The organism is Actinomycetospora sp. CA-101289, from assembly GCF_050955895.1.
In the GTDB taxonomy this organism is placed as follows: domain Bacteria; phylum Actinomycetota; class Actinomycetes; order Mycobacteriales; family Pseudonocardiaceae; genus Actinomycetospora.
This window is the reverse complement of sequence record NZ_CP192093.1, coordinates 1,600,535-1,617,421: the sequence shown is the minus strand read 5'-3', so window position 1 is coordinate 1,617,421 and position 16,887 is coordinate 1,600,535. Positions and strand designations below refer to the sequence as shown.

The window sequence follows — 16,887 nt, the reverse complement described above, 5'->3', positions numbered from 1 at the left end:
TCAGCGCGCGCCCGCGACCGGGCCGGACCCCTCCTGCGCGTGCAGGTGGTGGTCGGCGACGAGCGCCAGCACCCGGCGCGCCGCGTGCGGTGACGCGACGACGCCCGGGGGCACCGCCGCCCCGGCGCGGGCGTAGGCGCGGCCGGCGAGGTCCTCGAGGAGCTCGGTGACCGGGCCCTCGCGCGCCCCGGCGAGCCGCGCGAGGCCCCCGTCGCCATAGGTGCGCTCCGCGTACTCGGGGAACACCGCGGCAAGGAACAGCGCGCCGTCGCCGAGGCGGCGCCAGCCCCCGGCGCGCTGGTCCTCGGGCAGCGCGAGGACCACCTCCGCCAGGGCCGGCAGGTCCAGCTCGTCCCACCGGTGGCGCCGCAGGCCCTGCGGGTCGCGCCGCCACACGACACCGGAGGCCAGGCGCGCGTACGACGCGAGCAGCTCGGCGAGGAAGAGCCGGTGCGCCGGGTCGGCGGCGAAGGCCGCGAGCACCGGGCCGTCGAAGACCGGCACGCGGGAGCGCGGCGCGGTGCGGTCGTCGACGTGGGTGCGGCCGACGAGCGCCCCGGCGACGCGGTGCACCGCCGCGGCGAACACCAGGAACGGCGACACGTGGCGGAACCGTCCCGCCCGGTCGTGGTCGGCGCGCAGCACCGCGTCGGCCACCGGGGGCCGGTCGAGCAGGTCGAGCACCAGGACGGGGTGGCGCCGCAGCGCCGGGACCTGGTCGGGCCGGTCGCCACAGAGGGCCAGCAGGTCGGCGTCGGTCAGGTGCTCGCCGTAGCGGCGCGCCACGACCTCCCGGGTCTCGCGGTCGTCCACGGGACCATCATGCGACGGGTCAGCGCGTGCGGCGCATGCTCAGCGCGAGACCGACGTCCATCGCGCCGCGGAACAGGAAGCCGACGGCGACGAAGATCGCGATCGTGAACACCGCCGTCTCCGGCGAGAACAGGAACACCAGCGCCACGAGCAGGCTGAGCACGCCGAGGGCGATGTTCCAGCCGCGGTGCTCGCGCTGGCTCCCCGCGACGAGCAGGTCGTGCACGCCGGCGATGAGGAACCAGAGGAACAGCCCCCAGGCCAGCGCGGCGACGCCCACGCCGGGGAGGACGAGCACGACGAAGCCGGCCACGAGGGCGAGCACGCCGAACGCCGTGAGCCAGCCGCGTCCGGTGGACCCGGTCTCGGCGTGCCAGGCGACGACGATCTCGAGGGCACCCTGGATGACCAGACCGATCCCGAAGAAGACCGTCGCGGCCAGGATGGCGATGCCCTGGTTGAACAGCGCGATCACGCCGACCAGCAGCCCGAGGATCCCCGAGGCCAGGATCCAGCCCCACCCGCTCGACGCCCGGCGCACGCCGGGCCCACCCACCGCGCTCGTCATGCGTCGCTCCTCGTCGCCGTCCGTCGAGCAACATCGTTTCGCCGCGGTCCCCCCGTGTCGAGGGGGCACGCTTGACCGGTCTGCTGCGATACCCCTGTGGGCACGCCACTGCTCGACCCGGCCGTCGCGACGGACGCCCACGCCGCCGAGCGCCTCACCGGCGAGCCCGTCGTCTGGCTCGGCACGGTGGCGGCGGACGGGCGCCCGCACACCGTCCCGGTGTGGTTCACCTTCGACGACCCGGTGGTCACGGTGTTCAGCCGGCCGGACACGGCCAAGGTCGGGCACCTGCGCGCGCACGCCGAGGTCAGCGTCGCGCTCGACACCGCCGAGCAGGGCACGGACGTCGTCACCGGCGGTGGGCGTGCCGTCCTCGCGGACCTCGCGCACGTCGAGGACGCGCTGGACGCCTTCGGCCGCAAGTACGCGCCGCTGCTCGGCGACCAGCCGCTCGACGCCTGGCTCATGACGTTCTCGCAGCCGATCGTCGTGACCCTCGACCGCCTGGTCGTCTGGCGCAGTACCGCCGCCGGTCTCGAGTACCGGTCGCTACCGTCCGGCGGGTGATCGTCCCGACGCGCAGGGCCGTGCTGCTCGGCGGCCTCGGCGTCGCCGCCGCGCTCGCCGCCGGGTGCGCGGGCGCGCCGCCGGCCGCCGCTCCCCCGTCGCCGGCACCGGCACCGTCGCCGGCACCCGCGCCGGACCCGGGTCCCGCCCTGGCCGAGCTCGAACGACGCCAGGGCCGGCGGATCGCGCTGGTCGCGCTCGACACGGGCAGCGGGCGGGCGGTGCGGCACCGGGCCGACGAGCGCGTGCTGATGTGCTCGACGGCCAAGGTGCTGATCGTCGCCGCGGTGCTGCGCCGGCGGCTCGCCGAGCCGGGCCTGCTCGAGCGGACGATCCGCTACACCCGCGCCGACCTGCTGGAGTACGCGCCGGCGACGACCCCGCGGGTCGACGGCGGGATGACCGTCGCCGCGCTGTGCGAGGCGGCGATCGTCGTCAGCGACAACACCGCCGCGAACCTGCTCACCGGGCTGCTCGGCGGCCCGGCCGCGACGACGGCGTTCGTCCGCACCCTCGGCGACGGGGTGACGCGTCTCGACCGTCCCGAGCCCGCGCTCAACGAGACCGCGCCGGGCGACGAGCGCGACACCTCCACCGCGGCGGCGATGGCCGCGGATCTGCAGGCCCTCGTGCTCGGCGCCGCGCTCGACCCCGAGGGCCGCGACCTCCTCACCGGCTGGATGGTCGGCGCCACCACCGGCACGCAGCAGATCCGCGCGGGCCTGCCTGTGGGCTGGCGCGTCGGCGACAAGACCGGCTCGGGCGCGCAGGGCGAGAACCACGACGTCGCGGTGGCCTGGCCGCCGGGCCGGGCGCCGCTGGTGCTCGCCGTCTTCACGACGCCGGCGGACCCGGAGAGCACGAACGGGCGGGCGACCGTCGCCGAGGCCACGCGGATCGTCGCGGGCGCGCTGTAGCGGGTCACGGGTCGCCGAGCACCAGCTCCATGTGCGCGCTGTGCGGGTCGTCGGGGTAGTCGCCGAACGGCGGGCACGGGACGAAGCCGTGGCGCGCGTAGAGGCGCCGGGCCGGCGCGAAGTGGGCGGACGAGCCGGTCTCCAAGCTCAGGCGCCGGTAGCCCCGCCGGTGGGCCTCGGCGACGACGTGGACGACGAGCGCCGCGCCCACCCCGCGACCCTGGCGCGTCGACGCGGTGCGCATCGACTTGATCTCGCCGTGGGCCGGGTCGAGCTCGAGCAGGGCGCCGCAGCCCAGCAGGTCCGCGCCGTCCCACACCGTCCAGAACGTCACCTCGGGACGGCGCAGCCCGTCGAGATCGAGGGCGTGCGTGCTCTCCGGCGGCGACACCGCGCGCATCTCCGCGAGGTGCTCGCCCAGCAGGGCCGCGACCTCGGGACCGGTGAGGTCGTCGACGACGATCCTCACCGCAGCGGGGAGAGCGCCGGGCGCTTCGCCGTCCGCGCGTCGCCGGTGCTGCGGCCCTGCGCCCGCCGCTGCACCCACGGCCAGAGGTGCCCGCGCGCCCAGCGGACGTCCTCCGCGCGCCGTCGGCCCCAGGTGGTGGGCTCGGCGGGTGGCCACGGCGTGTGCCAGTCGACCTCCGGCGGCAGGCCGAGGACCTCGCAGGCCCGGGCGGCGACGCGGGCGTGCCCGCTCGCGTTGAGGTGCAGCCGGTCGTCGGTGCGGGCGCGCGGGTCCGCCAGCGGCGGCATCACCCAGAGGTCGGCGAGGTACGCGCCCTGGCGGTGCGCGATCTCGCGGATGTGGTCGTTCATCGCGGCCAGGCGCCGGCCGACGAGGTTGAGCAGCGGGCTCTCGCGGGTGTCGAACCCCGTGAACACGAGCACGTCCGCGCCCGTCGCCCGCAGGGTGGCCACGGCGCCCTCGAACCGCTCGGCCAGGGCGTCGAGGTCGGCGCCCGGGCGCAGCAGGTCGTTGCCGGCGGCGCAGATGCTCACGAGGTCCGGCGCCATCCGCACCGCCTCGGGCACCTGGGTGCGGACGATCGCGTCGAGCAGCAGCCCGCGGACCGCGAGGTTGGCGTACCGGAACCCCGCGTCCTCGCGCGCCAGCACGGCGGCGAGCCGGTCGGCCCAGCCGCGCTCCGTGCCCGTGTGCGGGTCGGGGTCGCCCACGCCCTCGGTGAAGCTGTCGCCCAGCGCCACGTAGCTGCGCCACGCCCCGCGCGGGGTGCGCTGGACCGGTGCGTCGAGTGCGGCCTCCCTCGTCACGGCGGTGATCCTCCCCCGCGGGTCCGACAGCCGTGTCGCGGCCCCGGGGTCAGCGGCCGCCGGCGACGTCGAGGACGCTTCCCGTGCAGTAGGACGCCTCGTCGGAGAGCAGCCACACCACGGCGGCCGCGACCTCGTCGGCGGTGCCGGCGCGCCCGACCGGCACCGACGGGGCGATGCGCGCGACGCGGTCGGGTGCCCGCCGGTCGCGTGCAGCCCGGTGTCGATGAGGCCGGGGCGCACCACGTTGACCCGCACGCCCTCGTCCGCGACCTCCTTCGCCAGGCCGGTGCCGAGGGTGTCCACGGCGGCCTTCGAGGCGGCGTAGTCGACGTACTCGCCGGGCGAGCCCAGCCGCGCCGCGGCCGACGACACGAGCACGATCGACCCGCCCGGAGCGCCGTGCGCGGTCGAGAGCCGGCGCACCGCCTCGCGACACGTGACGACGGCGCCGACGACGTTGACCGCGAGCAGGTCCGCGACGCGCTGCGCCGACATCGTGTCCACCCGCGCCCTCGGCACGACGACCCCGGCGTTGGCGACGACGCCCGCGAGCGGGCCCATCGCGTCCGCCGCGGCGAACGCCGCCTCGACGTCGGTCTCGACCGCGACGTCGGCGCGCACGGCCCGCGCGTCGACGCCGGCGTGGCGGGCCCGGGCCACGAGGTCGTCGGCGGCGGCCTCGTCGCTGCGGTAGGTCAGGCAGACGCTCCAGCCGGCGGCCGCGGCGCGGGTCACGACGGCGGCGCCGATGCCGCGGCTCCCGCCGGTGACGAGCACGACCGGGTTCACACCGTGAACCCGAGGGCCGAGTCGCGCCCGGCGGCACGCGCCGCGCGGTGCTCGACGATCGTCGTGTGCTCGGCGAGCGAGCGGCCCTGCCCCATCCCCGCGAGGACCGCCGCCTCGGCGCGCTCGACCTCCTCGGCGCCGGGCAGGGCCGCGCGCAGCTCGTCGGGCGTGGCCACGGCGAGGCCGTCGTCGTCACCCAGCACGACGTCGCCGGGCCGCACCCGCACCCCGCCGAGCGCGACCGGCGCCTCGTCGGACCCGCGCGGGTCGCGGGCGCTGCCCGACGCCGGCGTCGACCCGCGGGCGAACACCGGCAGGCCGAGCGCCCGCAGGCCCGCGACGTCGCGGCACCACCCGTCGACGACGAGGCCGGCGAGACCGCGGCGGCGGGCCTCGGCGGCGACGAGCTCGCCGGCCACCGCGCGGCCCCCGCGCGGGTTCACCACCACCAGCACCGACCCCGCCGGTGCCTCGCCGACCGCGGCCAGCACCGGCAGGTGGTCGTCCGGGGCGACGACGGTGACCGCCGGGCCGGCCATCCGCACGTCCGGCACGATCGCGCGGATCAGGGGGTCGGGCAGGCGCAGGGTCTTGTCGGCGTCGCACAGCGACGACGTCGCGAGGGCACGGACGCGGCCGAGCTCCTCGGGGGTGAGGGGTTCCACGGGCGCCATGGTGCTCGACGCCGGCGCGGGCGGCGACCATGCTCGGCGGCCGTGCCCCCGCCCGCTCCCGTGGTCCTCGAGGTCGCCGTCAACGGCGCCACCCCGCGCTCGGTCAACCCGCACGTCCCGCTCACCCCCGCGGAGGTGGCCGACACGATGCTGGCGTGCGTGGCCCGCGGGGCGAGCATCGTGCACGACCACCACGAGGCGATGTTCGTCGCCGACGGCGTGCACCCCGTCGAGCCCTACCTCGAGGCCTGGGCGCCGGTGCTCGCGGCGTACCCGGACGTGCTGGCCTACCCGACGATGGCGGCCGGGGCGCGCGGCATCCCGATCGAGCGGCGCTGGGCGCACGTCGAGGAGCTCGCGCGGCGCGGGACGGGCGGGCTCTCGCTGGTCGATCCGGGCTCGGTCAACGTGGGCCTGACCAGCGACGGCGTGGTCCCCGACGCGGCCGCGCCCGGCCCGTACGCCAACAGTTACGCCGACACCGAGCACATGTTCGCCCGCTGCGCGGTGCACGGCACCGGGCCCAGCATCTCGATCTTCGACCCGAGCTTCCTGCGCACGGCGCTGACCCTGCACCGCCACGGCCGCGTGCCGCCGGGAGCGATCGTCAAGCTGTACTTCGGCGGGGAGCTCGAGTTCGGGCTGCCGCCCACGGCCACCGCGCTCGAGGCCTACCTCGAGATGCTCGAGCCGTCAGGGCTGCCGTGGTCGGTCGCGGTGCTCGGCGGCGACGTCGTCGCGTGCGGGCTCGCCGAGACCGCGGTGCGGCGCGGGGGGCACCTGCGGGTGGGGCTCGAGGACTTCGCGGGGCCCTCGACGCCCACCAACACCGAGCTCGTCGAGGGGGCCGTGGCGCTGCTCGCGGACCTCGGGCGCCGGCCGGCGACACCCGCCGAGGCGCGGGCGGTCCTCGGGGTGCCCCGGCGTGGGTGATCCTCTCGTGGACCGCCTCCGGGCCGCGGGGTGCGTGTTCGCGGAGGACGAGGCGGCGCTGCTGGTCGAGGCCGGCGGGGACCTGGAGACGCTCGTCGCGCGCCGGGTGGCGGGCGAGCCGCTGGAGCAGGTCGTGGGGTGGGCGGCGTTCGCGGGGCTGCGGATCGCCGTCGCGCCGGGGGTGTTCGTGCCGCGGCGGCGCAGCGAGTTCCTGGTGGCGCAGGCGCTGGCGGTGCTCCCGGCGCACGCCGTCGTCGTCGACGTCTGCTGCGGCACCGGGGCGATCGGCGCCGCCCTGCTCGCGGCGCGGCCCGACGTCGTGCTGCACGCGGCCGACGACGACCCCGCCGCCGTGACGTGCGCCCGCGGGAACCTGCCGGGCGCCGCGGGGGTGCACCGCGGGGACCTGCTCGCGGCGCTGCCCCCGGACCTCGCCGGGCGGGTCGACGTCGTCGTCGCGAGCACGCCGTACGTGCCGACCGACGCCGTCGCCGCCATGCCGGCCGAGGCGCGCGAGCACGAGCCGCACGCGGCCCTCGACGGCGGGGGCGACGGGCTCGACGTGGTGCGCCGGCTGGCGGAGCAGGCGCCGGCGTGGTTGCGCCCGGGCGGGCACCTGCTCGTCGAGTGCGCGGAGCACCAGGCCGGGGCGGCGCGCGCGGCCCTGGCGGGCGCGGGCTTCGCGGCGGCGGTCGCCCGGGACGAGGAGCGGGACGCGACCGTGGTGAGCGGTAGGCGCGCACGACCGTGAGAGCGGAGATACGGACACTGAACGTCAGCGGAGCCGCTCCGCTGACACTCAGTCCTCCTTCTCGGCCGCGCGCTTGCGGCGCTTGCCCTCGTGCATCGCCTGCACGCGGGCCACGGGGATCGTGCGGCCCTCGGCCACGAGGTCCTCGGGGAGCGCCTGGGGCGCCGGGTGGACGGCCGGGTCGGCCCAGGGGTCCGGGCGGTCGGGGGCGGTGCGCACCGTGATCTCGGACGGGACCACGGTGTCGAGCTCGTCCCACGACACCGGGAACGACACCGGCAGGCCGGGGCGTACGCGCGGGCTGTACACCGACGCGATCGTGGAGCCCCCGGCGCGCGTGGGGTCGACGAACACCTTGCCGCCGCGATCGGCGCGGATGAACGCGGTGGTCGTGAGGTCGGGGCCGAGGCGCTCGGTGTGCACGGCGAGGGCGCGGGTGGCGCCGGCGACGTCCTCGTGCGTCGGCCCCGGGGCGAGCGGGACGAGCACGTGGACGCCCTTCGCCCCCGTGGTCTTCACGACGCCCTGCAGCCCGGCCTCGTCGAGCGCGCGGCGCACGAGGTGCGCGGCCGCGACCACGGCGTCGAACCCGGCGTCCTCGGGCGGGTCGAGGTCGAGCACCAGGTTCTCGGGGGTGTCCATCGTGTCCGCGTGCGTCAGCGTCGGGTGGTACTCGATGGCGCGCTGGTTGGCGAACCACAGCAGCGTCGGCCGGTCGTCGCACAGCGCGTAGGCGACCTCGCGGTGGGAGCTCTCGGCCCAGAACGACACCGTGCGCACGAAGTCCGGCGCGTACTTCGGCACGTTCTTCTGCATGAACGGCTTCTGCCCGCGCAGCGCGCGCACCACCGACAGCGGGCGGCCCGCGAGCGCGGGCAGCAGGCGCGGGGCCATGGCGTCGAGGTAGTCGACGAGCTCGCGCTTGGTCACCCCGGCCCCGGTGAACAGCTCCTGGTCGAGGTTGGTGAGCGCGACGCCGTCGCGCTCCTCACCGGTGCTCGCCACGGTGTGACCCTTCCGGGACGGACACCGCGGGGCAAGCCCGACACGGCCCCCGGGGGCCCCGGGGACGGTCACTCTCCGGATGGCAGAGTGCCGACCCGGCTCGGCATCAGGACGCCGTGATTCGCCCGGACAGACCACTCGTCCGTGGCGGTCGCCGTGCCGTTGAGAGGGAGGCGCCGCGACAGCGGCGTCCACCGTCGGGAGGAGCAGGGTGGGTCGGCACACGTGGATGGACGTCCGGTCCGGGGCGCGCGAGAGCGTGCAGCGGGCGGGACGGCGGCTCGGTAGGCGCGCGGCGGCCCTGGGGCTCGGGCTCGTGGCCCTCGGCGGGCTGGGGGGTGTCGGCGCGGTCGCCATGGCGGCCCCGGTCGCGGCCATGCCGTGCGAGGACACCGTCAAGGCCTGCGCCCGCCTCTCGACCAACGAGGCGTGGCTCTCCGACGGCAAGGGCACCATCCTGCGCGGTCCGGTGCGCATGAACCACGGCGCGCCCGGCCAGGAGACGCCGGTCGGCAAGTTCGCCGTGCAGCGCAAGGAGGAGGTCCACCTCTCCAAGGAGTACAACGACGCCCGCATGCCGTGGTCGGTCTTCTTCGACGGCAACGGCCGCGCGTTCCACGGGGGCGACCCGGCGCGCCAGTCCGCGGGCTGCGTGCGCATGGCCGACCCCGACGCCCAGGCGTTCTACAACGGCCTCGAGGTCTACGACCAGGTGCAGATCGTCCCCTGACCCGCTGTGAGCGATCTTTGGGCCTCTGGGCCCAAAGATCGCTCACATGCGGAGGCGCAGTGACCGCAGGCGGTTGAGGGCGGCGGCGACCTCGTGGCGGCGCGGGCGGGCGATGTCCTCGCTCCGCCCGTCGAGCAAGGCTTCGAGGCCGCGCCGGTCGAGCTCCGCGTCGAGCAGGTCGAGGCCCTCGGCCAGGGTGATCGTCCCGTCGAGGACGCCGTCGCCCAGCAGCGCCAGCGCCCGCCCGATGCCCGCGACCTGCGCGCGGTCGGTGATCTGCTCGACGGCGCCGAGGTCGATGTCGTCCTCGCCGAAGCTCAGCCGGTCGCGGCCCCGCGCGGTGACCCGGCGCTTGCCCTTGGCCGTCGGGTCCAGCGACGCCGGGTCGACGACGCGGGGCGTCACGGCCGGGAACCCGGTGTGCTCCACCGCGCGTGACGGCCCGGACGCCGCGATCTCGTGGGCGCGCGCGGTGACGTCCGACGCCCGGTAGGCGTCCATCATGATCACCGTGTCGGCGACGCCGAGGTAGTCGCCCGACCCGCCCATCACCAGCACCGTCGACACCCCGTGCTCGGCGTGCAGCGGGCGCACGCGCTCCACGAACGGCACGAGCGGCTCGGTGGCGATCAGCTGCTGCATCCGGGCGTCGCGGATCATCATGTTGGTCGCCGAGGTGTCTTCGTCGATGAGCAGGACGTCGGCGCCGGCCTCCACCGCCTCGACCGTCGACGCCGCCTGGCTCGTCGAGCCGGACGCGTTGGTGGTGGAGAAGTCGTCGGTCGGCTCGCCCGAGGGCAGGTGCGCGACGAACGCCGACACGTCGTCGTGGACCACCGCGCGCCCGTCCTCGGCCCGCAGCTTCACCGCGTCCGGGCGGGTCACGACCTGCTCGCGCCCGTCGCCGGGCACGTGGTCCCAGACGCCGGCCTCCAGCGCGCGCAGCAGCGTCGACTTGCCGTGGTAGCCGCCGCCGACGATCAGCGTGACGCCGTCGGGCACGCCGAGGCCGCCGACCTCCCCGGCGTTCGGCGCCGTGAGCGTCACCCGCAGCGAGTCCGGGCCCGCGAACGGCGTCGCCCCCTCGAGGGGGCGGTCGTCCACCCCGCTGCGCCGGGGCAGCACGGCGCCGTCGGCGACGAAACCCACGAGGCCCCGCGCGGCCAGCGCGCCGCGCAGCGCCACGGCGTCCTCGACGGTCTCGACGAACGCGCGCGCCGCCGCCTGGTCCACCGCGTCCCAGCGCAGCGTGTCCCGGGCCGCCGCGGGCAGTGTGTCGCCGAGCAGGCTCGCCGCCTCGCGACCGAGGATCCGGCGCTTCGGACCGGGGAACGGCACGCCCACCTCGACCACCACGACGCCGTCCGCGCGCACCGTGCCCGCGCTGCGCTCGAGCACCTCGGGCCCGCCCGCGTCGACGTGGACCGGCGAGCCCTCCAACGACCGCCGCAGCCCGCGCAGCAGGAACGACGCGAGCGCCCGGCGCCGGTCGGCGGTCGCGTACAGGTCGTCGGGGAGGCCGGCGTCGGACACCGTGAGCCGCACCCGGCTCGGCGGGGCGAACGGGTCGGCCTGCACGCGCAGGATCTCCAGCCCGGTGCCGGCGACCGACCACGCCCCCGACAACGACTTGTACCGGGCGTAACTCGCCCCGTCGAGGGAGCGCAGGGTGCCGGCGAGATCGTCGCGGGGAGCCATGGCCGGGGAGTGTGCCCGGACCGACGCGCGCTCGCGGACCCCCGCGTGCAGGACACGACCGTGTCCTCGCCATAGTAGAGGTGACTCGCATCGATGGGAACGCGCTCCAGGGGGCCGTCGTGATCGTTCTGGGCCTGTCCGGCCTACCGCACGCGCAGGAGCACCTGCTGCGCACGAACCCGGACCTCTCGCCGCTCGACCAACGCATCTGCCAGGGTCTCGACAGCGCCGCGGCTGTGGTCGTCGACGGGCGCCTCGTCGCCGCCGCGTCCGAGGAGCGCTTCACCGGGGAGAAGGGCACCGGGCGCCTGCCGGTGCACGCGATCGCCTGGTGCCTGGCCGAGGCGGGTGTCGCGGCCGACGACGTCGACCTCATCGCCCACGGCTTCGACTACGAGCGGCACCGCCGGGCCTTCCAGATCGCCGGGGCGCCCTTCGACGAGGTCTACGCGAGCGCGACGGTCGTCGACGGGCTCACCGAGCTGGGCTGGACGCGCGTCGCCGACCGCTTCCGCCCCGTGCGCCACCACGTCGCCCACGCCGAGTCCGCGCTCGTGCCGAGCGGCTTCGACCGCGCGCTGGTCGTGGTCAGCGACGGGATGGGCGAGACCGAGTCGCTCTCGGTGTTCCGCGCCGCCGACGGCGCTCTCGAGCGGCTGCACACCACGCCGATCAACGCGTCGCTCGGCATCCTGTACTCGATCGCGACCCGGTTCCTCGGGTTCCAGTTCAACAACGACGAGTACAAGGTCATGGGGCTCGCGCCCTACGGCGACCCGGAGCGCTTCCGGTCGGTGTTCGAGAAGCTCGCCCACGTCGACCACGACCGCGGCACCGTCGTGATCGACTGGCCCGCGGGTGCGCTCACCGAGGCCGAGCGGGGCTACCCCCACGCCCGCGCCTTCCTCGCCGAGGCCGCGTTCACCCCGCGCGTGCCCGACGGCGACATCCACCGCGACGAGGCCGACTTCGCGGCCGCGCTGCAGGAGCGCCTGACCGCCGTGCTCGTCGACCTCGTGGGGCACTGGCTGGAGCGCTCCGGCGAGACCCGGCTGTGCCTCGCGGGCGGCACGTTCCTCAACTGCAAGTCCAACCAGTCGGTCGCCGACCTGCCCGCGGTGGACGGGATGTTCGTGCAGCCCGCCTCCGGCGACGACGGCACGGCGCTGGGCGCGGCGTGGCACGTCGCGCGCACCGAGGGCGGCGGCCTGGCGCCGGTCACCGGCCCGTTCGACCCCTACCTCGGCGCGCGCTACTCCCCCGACGACGTCCGCGCGGCCCTCGACGCCCGCCCCGACCTGCGGTGGACGTACGTCGGCGAGACCGACGAGTACTACACGCGCGCGGCCGACGACATCGCCGCCGACCGGATCATCGCCTGGTTCGAGGGGCGGATGGAGTTCGGTCCGCGCGCGCTGGGGCACCGCTCGATCCTCGCCCGCCCCGACGGCGACCGGATCAAGGAGCGCATCAACGGCGCGGTGAAGTTCCGCGAGGCGTTCCGCCCGTTCGCCCCGGCCGTGCTCGACGAGGACGTCGACCGGCTGTTCGTCACGCGCGGCTTCGAGCCCGACCGCTACATGCTCTGCACCGCGCAGGTGCGCCCCGAGGCGCGCGCGGTGGTCGAGGGGATCGTGCACGCCGACGACTCGGCGCGGATCCAGACGGTGCGCGACGACCTCGCCCCCGAGTTCACCCGCCTGCTGCGCGAGGTCAAGGCGCGCACGGGCGCCGGCGTCGTCGTCAACACCTCGTTCAACGTCAAGGGCCAGCCGCTGATCATGGATCCCGGCACGGCGCTCGACACGTTCGCCGGGATCGCCCTCGACCGGCTGTACATCGAGGGCTACGTGGTGGAGGCGCAGGAGCGTGCCACCACGCCGGGGAGCGACGCGCCCGGCAGCCGCGGATGACGCGGGTCGTGCGGGACCGGGGACGCCGATGAGCACCATCCGTCCCCTCGCCCGGGAGGACCTGCCGGCGGTGGCCGCGCTCTACGAGCGGGTCCGGCGCACCGGGAACGACACGGCCCCCGCGGGCCTGGCGGACTACATCGCGCGCCTGTGCCTCGACGCCCCGTGGGTCGACCCGGAGATCCCGGCGCTGGTCAGCGAGGCGCGCGACGGGAGCATCATCGGGTTCCTCGGGTCGTACCCGCGGCGGGTGCGCCTCGACGGCCGGCTGCTGCGGGTGGGCTGCTCGGGCCAGCTCGCGGCCGACCCGTCGAACCCCGGGGTCGGCGCGCTGCTCGCGCGCACCTACATGCGCGGCCCCCAGGACCTGACCGTCACCGACGGCGCGACCGACCTCATGCGCCGGATCTGGCGCACGCTGCGCGGGCGGGTGCGCACCGCGCCCTCGTTCGGCTGGTACCGGGTGCTGCGCCCCACCTCCACGATCACCGCCCGGCTCGAGGACCGCGGCCGGCCGGTGCCGGGCCCGCTGCGCAGCGTCGGGGCGGGCGTCGACGCCCTCGCCCGCCGGATCCCGCGCGTGTCCTCCCGCCTGGCGCCCGCGATGCCCGAGGGCCTCACGTCCGAGCTGCTCACGGTCGACGCGCTGCTCGAGCAGATGGCGGACGCGCCGCGGCGCTGGCGCCTGCACCCGGACTACGACGCGGCGCACCTCGACGCGGTGTTCACCGAGCTCGAGGCGGTGGCGCCCGTGCGCGGGGAGGTCGTGCGCCGGCTCGTGCGCGGCGACGACGGGCGCGTGCGGGGCTGGTACGTGGCGTTCGCGCCGGCGGGCGGGATCATGCAGGTCCAGCAGCTCGCCGCCGTCGGCCCCGACCCGGGGCCCGTGCTCGACCACGTCATCGCCGACGCCGACGCCCGCGGTGCCGTGGCGGTCGCGGGGCGGCTCGAGGCGCCGCTCGCGGACGCGGTGCGGACGCGGCGCTGCCTGATCCGGTCGGCGTCGTGGGCGCTGGCCGACAGCGAGGACACCAGCCTCCTCGCGGCGCTCGACACCGAGGAATCACTGCTGACCCGGCTGGACGGCGAGTGGTGGATGGGCCACCACCTGCTGTACCGAGGAGGGGACACCACCACATGAGCCCGACCGTCTACTCGACGTGCCCGCAGTCCAAGGACGTGCCCGCGGGCGACTACCTGGCCGCGGTGGCGGCGACGGCCCGGTGGAGCGAGGAGGCCGGCTGCGCGGGGATGCTCGTCTACACCGACAACGGCATCGCCGACCCGTGGCTGGTCGCCCAGACCGCGATCGCCGCGACGGAGCGGCTCGCCCCGCTGGTGGCCGTCCAGCCGGTGTACATGCACCCGTACACGGCCGCGTCGATGGTGTCCTCGCTCGCCTACCTGCACGGGCGTGCGGTGCACCTGAACATGCTCGCCGGCGGGTTCCGCAACGACCTGCTCGCGCTCGGCGACGACACCGCCCACGACGACCGCTACACGCGCACCGTCGAGTACACGCGGATCCTCACCGCCCTGCTGCGCGGCGAGACCGTCACCCACCACGGGCGCTGGCACCACGTCGAGAACCTCAAGCTGGCCCCCGCCCTGCCGCCCGAGCTGATGCCCGAGCTGCTGATCTCGGGGTCGTCGCCCGCCGGGCGCGCCGCCGCGGAGGAGATCGGCGCGACCCCGATCCGCTACCCGGAGCCGTTGGGCGCCGAGACCGGCGAGGTGCCCACCGGCGGTGGGGTGCGCGTCGGGCTCATCGCCCGCGACGACGCCGACGAGGCGTGGCGCGTGGCCCACGAGCGCTTCCCTCCCGACCGCGGCGGGCAGGTCGCGCACGCCATGGCCATGCGCGTCTCGGACTCGCACTGGCACCACCAGCTGGCGACCCGCGCGAAGGCCCCGGCGGAGACGCCCGACCTCGGCGCCGAGCCCGACCCCTACTGGCTCGGGCCGTTCGAGAACTACAAGACGTTCTGCCCCTACCTCGTCGGCTCGCACGACCGCGTCGCCGCCGAGGTGGCCCGGCACCTCGAGCGCGGCACCGACGTGTTCGTGCTGGACATCCCGCCGGACCCCGAGGACCTCGCCCACGCCGGTGAGGTGTTCGCCCGCGCGAGCGCGGCGGCGCGGGCGTGAGGCCGGGCGTGCGGCACCTGCAGGACCTGCTCGCCGACTCGGCGCAGCGTCACGCCGACCTCCCCGCGCTCGTCGGCGGCGCCGCCGGGGACGAGGTGATGACCTACGCCGAGCTCGACGCCGCGGTCAACCGCGTCGCGCACGTGCTGCTCGCGCACGGGGTGCGCCACGGCGACCGCGTGTGTGTGCTGGCCGACAAGGCGCCGTGGACCATCGCCGCGCTGATCGGGACGCTGCGCGCCGGCGGGGCGTACGTGCCCGTCGACCCGGCCGGGCCCGCGTCGCGCGTGGCGCGGATCGTCGGCGCCGCCGAGCCCGCGGTGGTGCTCGTCGACGCGCCGTCGCGCCCGCTGCTCGACGCGGTGCTCGCCGAGATGCCGGGTGCGCCGCCGGTGGTGGGGTCGCTGGACGACGCGCCCGGCACGTTCACGCGCGCCGACCTGCTCGCCGCGCCGGACGGGGCGCCGGACGTGGCCCCCGCCGAGCTCGCGCACCTGCTGTTCACGTCGGGCTCCACGGGCGTGCCCAAGGGCGTGATGATCACCCACGACACGGTGCTCGCGTTCGTCGACTGGGCGGTGCGGCACTTCGGCACGCGCGCCGGCGACCGCGTGTCCGGGCACCCGCCGCTGCACTTCGACCTCTCGACGTTCGACATCTACGCGACGCTGTCGGCCGGCGCGGAGCTGCACCTGGTGCCCGGGTCGCTGGGCATCGACCCGCGCGGCACGGCGGCCTTCATCCGCGACCGCGCGCTGACCCAGTGGTTCTCGGTGCCCAGCGTGCTGACCTACCTGGCGCGCTTCGACGCCGTGGGCCAGGACGACTTCCCCGCGCTCGAGCGGCTGCTGTGGTGCGGGGAGGTGCTGCCGACGCCGGTGCTCGCGCACTGGATGCGCAAGCTGCCGCACGTGCGGTTCACCAACCTCTACGGCCCCACCGAGGCGACGATCGCGTCGTCGTTCTTCGACGTGCCCGAGGTGCCCGCCGACGAGACCGTCCCGGTGCCGATCGGTGTGCCGTGCGACGGCGAGCGCCTGCTGGTGCTCGAGGAGGGCCGCGAGGTGCCGCCCGGCGAGATCGGCGAGCTCTACATCGGCGGGGTGGGCCTGTCCCCGGGCTACTGGCGTGACCAGGAGAAGACCGACGCCGCCTTCGTCACCGGGCCCGACGGCGAGCGGATCTACCGCACCGGCGACCTCGCCCGCGTGGACGACGCCGGGATCGTGCACTTCCTCGGGCGCGCGGACTCGCAGGTCAAGAGCCGCGGCTACCGCATCGAGCTCGGCGAGATCGAGGCGGCGCTGGCCACGGTGCCCGGCATCCGCGAGTGCGCCGTGGTGGGCGTGGACACCGGCGGCTTCGAGGGCACGACGATCTGCGGCGCCTACTCGGTGGCCGAGGGCCACGTCCTGCCCCCGACGGACGTGCGCCGCGCCCTCGCCGACCTCGTCCCGCGCTACATGCTGCCCGCGCGCTGGGCGGAGCTCGAGGACCTGCCCCACAACGTCAACGGCAAGATCGATCGGCCGGCGCTGCGGGAGCGGTTCGCTCCCGCCGGCGCCGCGACAGGAGGACAGTGACCGTGCCCGACGCCCCACCCGGGAGCGTGATCGCGCAGTTGACGGATCTGGTCCGCGACCAGCTCGGCGTCGACGTGCCCTCGTCCGACACCGACCTCGTCGCGGCCGGACTGCTCGACTCGCTCGCGCTCGTGACGCTGATCGTCGGGATCGAGGACACCTTCGGGTGCCGGCTCCCGCTCGACGACTTCGACGTCGACCGCTTCCGCAGCGTCGAGGCGATGGCGGCGTTCCTCGCCGAGGCGGGGGTCACGGGATGAGCGCCCCGACCACGTCCCTCGCCGCGCTCGACGAGCACCTGGCCGCCGTCGTCGACGAGCTGAGCACGCCGCCGGCCGACCGGGACCCGGTGCTGTGGGCCGCGCACGAGGCCGCGCTGTGCGCGCGGGCGCTGATCGCCCTGCGCTCGGGCGGGTCGGAGGCGGACTGGGCGTCCGTCCTCGCGCCCGTGCGGGCGGCGATGACCGCGGTGTCCTACGCGCGCCGCGAGGCCGGGACGCAGCACGCCTCCTGAGCGGCT

General features: G+C 76.2%; 17 protein-coding genes and 2 pseudogenes. 11 read left to right on the top strand and 8 right to left on the bottom strand.

Features of this window, described 5'->3' with window-relative positions; genetic code table 11:
- Positions 1 to 813, bottom strand: coding sequence for a hypothetical protein (locus tag ACQPX6_RS08055; RefSeq protein WP_433786738.1), 813 nt, complete (start codon positions 811 to 813; stop codon positions 1 to 3).
- A 19-nt stretch (positions 814 to 832) separates the two neighbouring features.
- Positions 833 to 1,381 (bottom strand): HdeD family acid-resistance protein, encoded by a 549-nt coding sequence (locus tag ACQPX6_RS08050; protein ID WP_433786736.1) that lies wholly within the window; start codon positions 1,379 to 1,381, stop codon positions 833 to 835.
- 96 nt (positions 1,382 to 1,477) lie between these two features.
- Here ACQPX6_RS08050 and ACQPX6_RS08045 point away from each other — a divergent pair, with 96 nt between their 5' ends.
- On the top strand, positions 1,478 to 1,948 hold the full coding sequence (locus ACQPX6_RS08045) for a pyridoxamine 5'-phosphate oxidase family protein (RefSeq protein ID WP_433786735.1): 471 nt from the start codon (positions 1,478 to 1,480) through the stop codon (positions 1,946 to 1,948).
- Positions 1,945 to 2,865 carry a class A beta-lactamase gene (bla, locus tag ACQPX6_RS08040; protein WP_433786734.1) on the top strand — a complete coding sequence of 307 codons (921 nt, stop codon included), beginning with the start codon at positions 1,945 to 1,947 and terminating at the stop codon, positions 2,863 to 2,865. Before ACQPX6_RS08045 ends, bla begins: the two co-directional genes overlap by 4 nt.
- A 4-nt stretch (positions 2,866 to 2,869) precedes the next feature.
- On the opposite strand, the gene ACQPX6_RS08035 is transcribed toward bla, so the two are convergent.
- The 4 genes and pseudogenes from ACQPX6_RS08035 to ACQPX6_RS08020 form a co-directional block, all read right to left on the bottom strand.
- Positions 2,870 to 3,334: a GNAT family N-acetyltransferase gene (locus tag ACQPX6_RS08035; protein WP_433786732.1), complete on the bottom strand. Its 465-nt coding sequence runs from the start codon at positions 3,332 to 3,334 to the stop codon at positions 2,870 to 2,872.
- A pseudogene (locus ACQPX6_RS08030) lies at positions 3,331 to 4,065 on the bottom strand (SGNH/GDSL hydrolase family protein); the annotation flags it as partial. The gene ACQPX6_RS08035 and the pseudogene ACQPX6_RS08030, both read right to left, overlap by 4 nt.
- A 190-nt stretch (positions 4,066 to 4,255) precedes the next feature.
- Positions 4,256 to 4,878 (bottom strand): annotated as a pseudogene (locus ACQPX6_RS08025) (SDR family oxidoreductase); the annotation flags it as partial.
- Positions 4,879 to 4,928: 50 nt separating this feature from the next.
- Positions 4,929 to 5,606, bottom strand: a complete 678-nt coding sequence (locus ACQPX6_RS08020; protein ID WP_433786731.1) for an RraA family protein — start codon at positions 5,604 to 5,606, stop codon at positions 4,929 to 4,931.
- Between the two features lie 42 nt (positions 5,607 to 5,648).
- On the opposite strand from ACQPX6_RS08020, the gene ACQPX6_RS08015 reads away from it, so the two are divergent.
- Together ACQPX6_RS08015 and ACQPX6_RS08010 are read left to right on the top strand one after the other, a co-directional pair.
- Positions 5,649 to 6,539: a 3-keto-5-aminohexanoate cleavage protein gene (locus ACQPX6_RS08015; RefSeq protein WP_433786729.1), complete on the top strand. Its 891-nt coding sequence runs from the start codon at positions 5,649 to 5,651 to the stop codon at positions 6,537 to 6,539.
- Positions 6,532 to 7,290, top strand: a complete 759-nt coding sequence (locus ACQPX6_RS08010; RefSeq protein WP_433786727.1) for a putative protein N(5)-glutamine methyltransferase — start codon at positions 6,532 to 6,534, stop codon at positions 7,288 to 7,290. The genes ACQPX6_RS08015 and ACQPX6_RS08010 overlap by 8 nt, the downstream gene beginning before the upstream one ends.
- 48 nt (positions 7,291 to 7,338) lie before the next feature.
- Here the strand turns inward: ACQPX6_RS08010 and ligD are convergent, their stop codons facing one another.
- Positions 7,339 to 8,295 (bottom strand): non-homologous end-joining DNA ligase, encoded by a 957-nt coding sequence (ligD, locus tag ACQPX6_RS08005; protein WP_433786726.1) that lies wholly within the window; start codon positions 8,293 to 8,295, stop codon positions 7,339 to 7,341.
- Between the two features lie 211 nt (positions 8,296 to 8,506).
- Here ligD and ACQPX6_RS08000 point away from each other — a divergent pair, with 211 nt between their 5' ends.
- Complete coding sequence (locus ACQPX6_RS08000; protein ID WP_433786725.1) at positions 8,507 to 9,025, top strand: L,D-transpeptidase; 519 nt, start codon at positions 8,507 to 8,509, stop codon at positions 9,023 to 9,025.
- A 42-nt stretch (positions 9,026 to 9,067) separates the two neighbouring features.
- Here the strand turns inward: ACQPX6_RS08000 and ACQPX6_RS07995 are convergent, their stop codons facing one another.
- Positions 9,068 to 10,723 (bottom strand): P-loop domain-containing protein, encoded by a 1,656-nt coding sequence (locus ACQPX6_RS07995; RefSeq protein ID WP_433786724.1) that lies wholly within the window; start codon positions 10,721 to 10,723, stop codon positions 9,068 to 9,070.
- Between the two features lie 119 nt (positions 10,724 to 10,842).
- Between ACQPX6_RS07995 and ACQPX6_RS07990 the strand changes: the two genes are divergently transcribed.
- Genes ACQPX6_RS07990 through ACQPX6_RS07965 form a run of 6 tightly spaced genes read left to right on the top strand, consistent with a single transcriptional unit; the run spans position 10,843 to position 16,881 of the window.
- Positions 10,843 to 12,636, top strand: a complete 1,794-nt coding sequence (locus tag ACQPX6_RS07990) for a carbamoyltransferase family protein (protein WP_433786722.1) — start codon at positions 10,843 to 10,845, stop codon at positions 12,634 to 12,636.
- Positions 12,637 to 12,664: 28 nt separating this feature from the next.
- Positions 12,665 to 13,777 carry an N-acetyltransferase family protein gene (locus ACQPX6_RS07985; RefSeq protein WP_433786720.1) on the top strand — a complete coding sequence of 371 codons (1,113 nt, stop codon included), beginning with the start codon at positions 12,665 to 12,667 and terminating at the stop codon, positions 13,775 to 13,777.
- Complete coding sequence (locus tag ACQPX6_RS07980; protein ID WP_433786719.1) at positions 13,774 to 14,784, top strand: LLM class flavin-dependent oxidoreductase; 1,011 nt, start codon at positions 13,774 to 13,776, stop codon at positions 14,782 to 14,784. The genes ACQPX6_RS07985 and ACQPX6_RS07980 overlap by 4 nt, the downstream gene beginning before the upstream one ends.
- An 8-nt stretch (positions 14,785 to 14,792) precedes the next feature.
- Positions 14,793 to 16,367, top strand: a complete 1,575-nt coding sequence (locus ACQPX6_RS07975) for an amino acid adenylation domain-containing protein (protein ID WP_433786717.1) — start codon at positions 14,793 to 14,795, stop codon at positions 16,365 to 16,367.
- 2 nt (positions 16,368 to 16,369) lie between these two features.
- Positions 16,370 to 16,627 carry an acyl carrier protein gene (locus tag ACQPX6_RS07970; RefSeq protein WP_433786716.1) on the top strand — a complete coding sequence of 86 codons (258 nt, stop codon included), beginning with the start codon at positions 16,370 to 16,372 and terminating at the stop codon, positions 16,625 to 16,627.
- A complete protein-coding gene (locus ACQPX6_RS07965; RefSeq protein ID WP_433786714.1) occupies positions 16,624 to 16,881 on the top strand; it encodes a hypothetical protein in 258 nt (85 codons plus the stop codon). The genes ACQPX6_RS07970 and ACQPX6_RS07965 overlap by 4 nt, the downstream gene beginning before the upstream one ends.
- Positions 16,882 to 16,887: the final 6 nt, after the last annotated feature.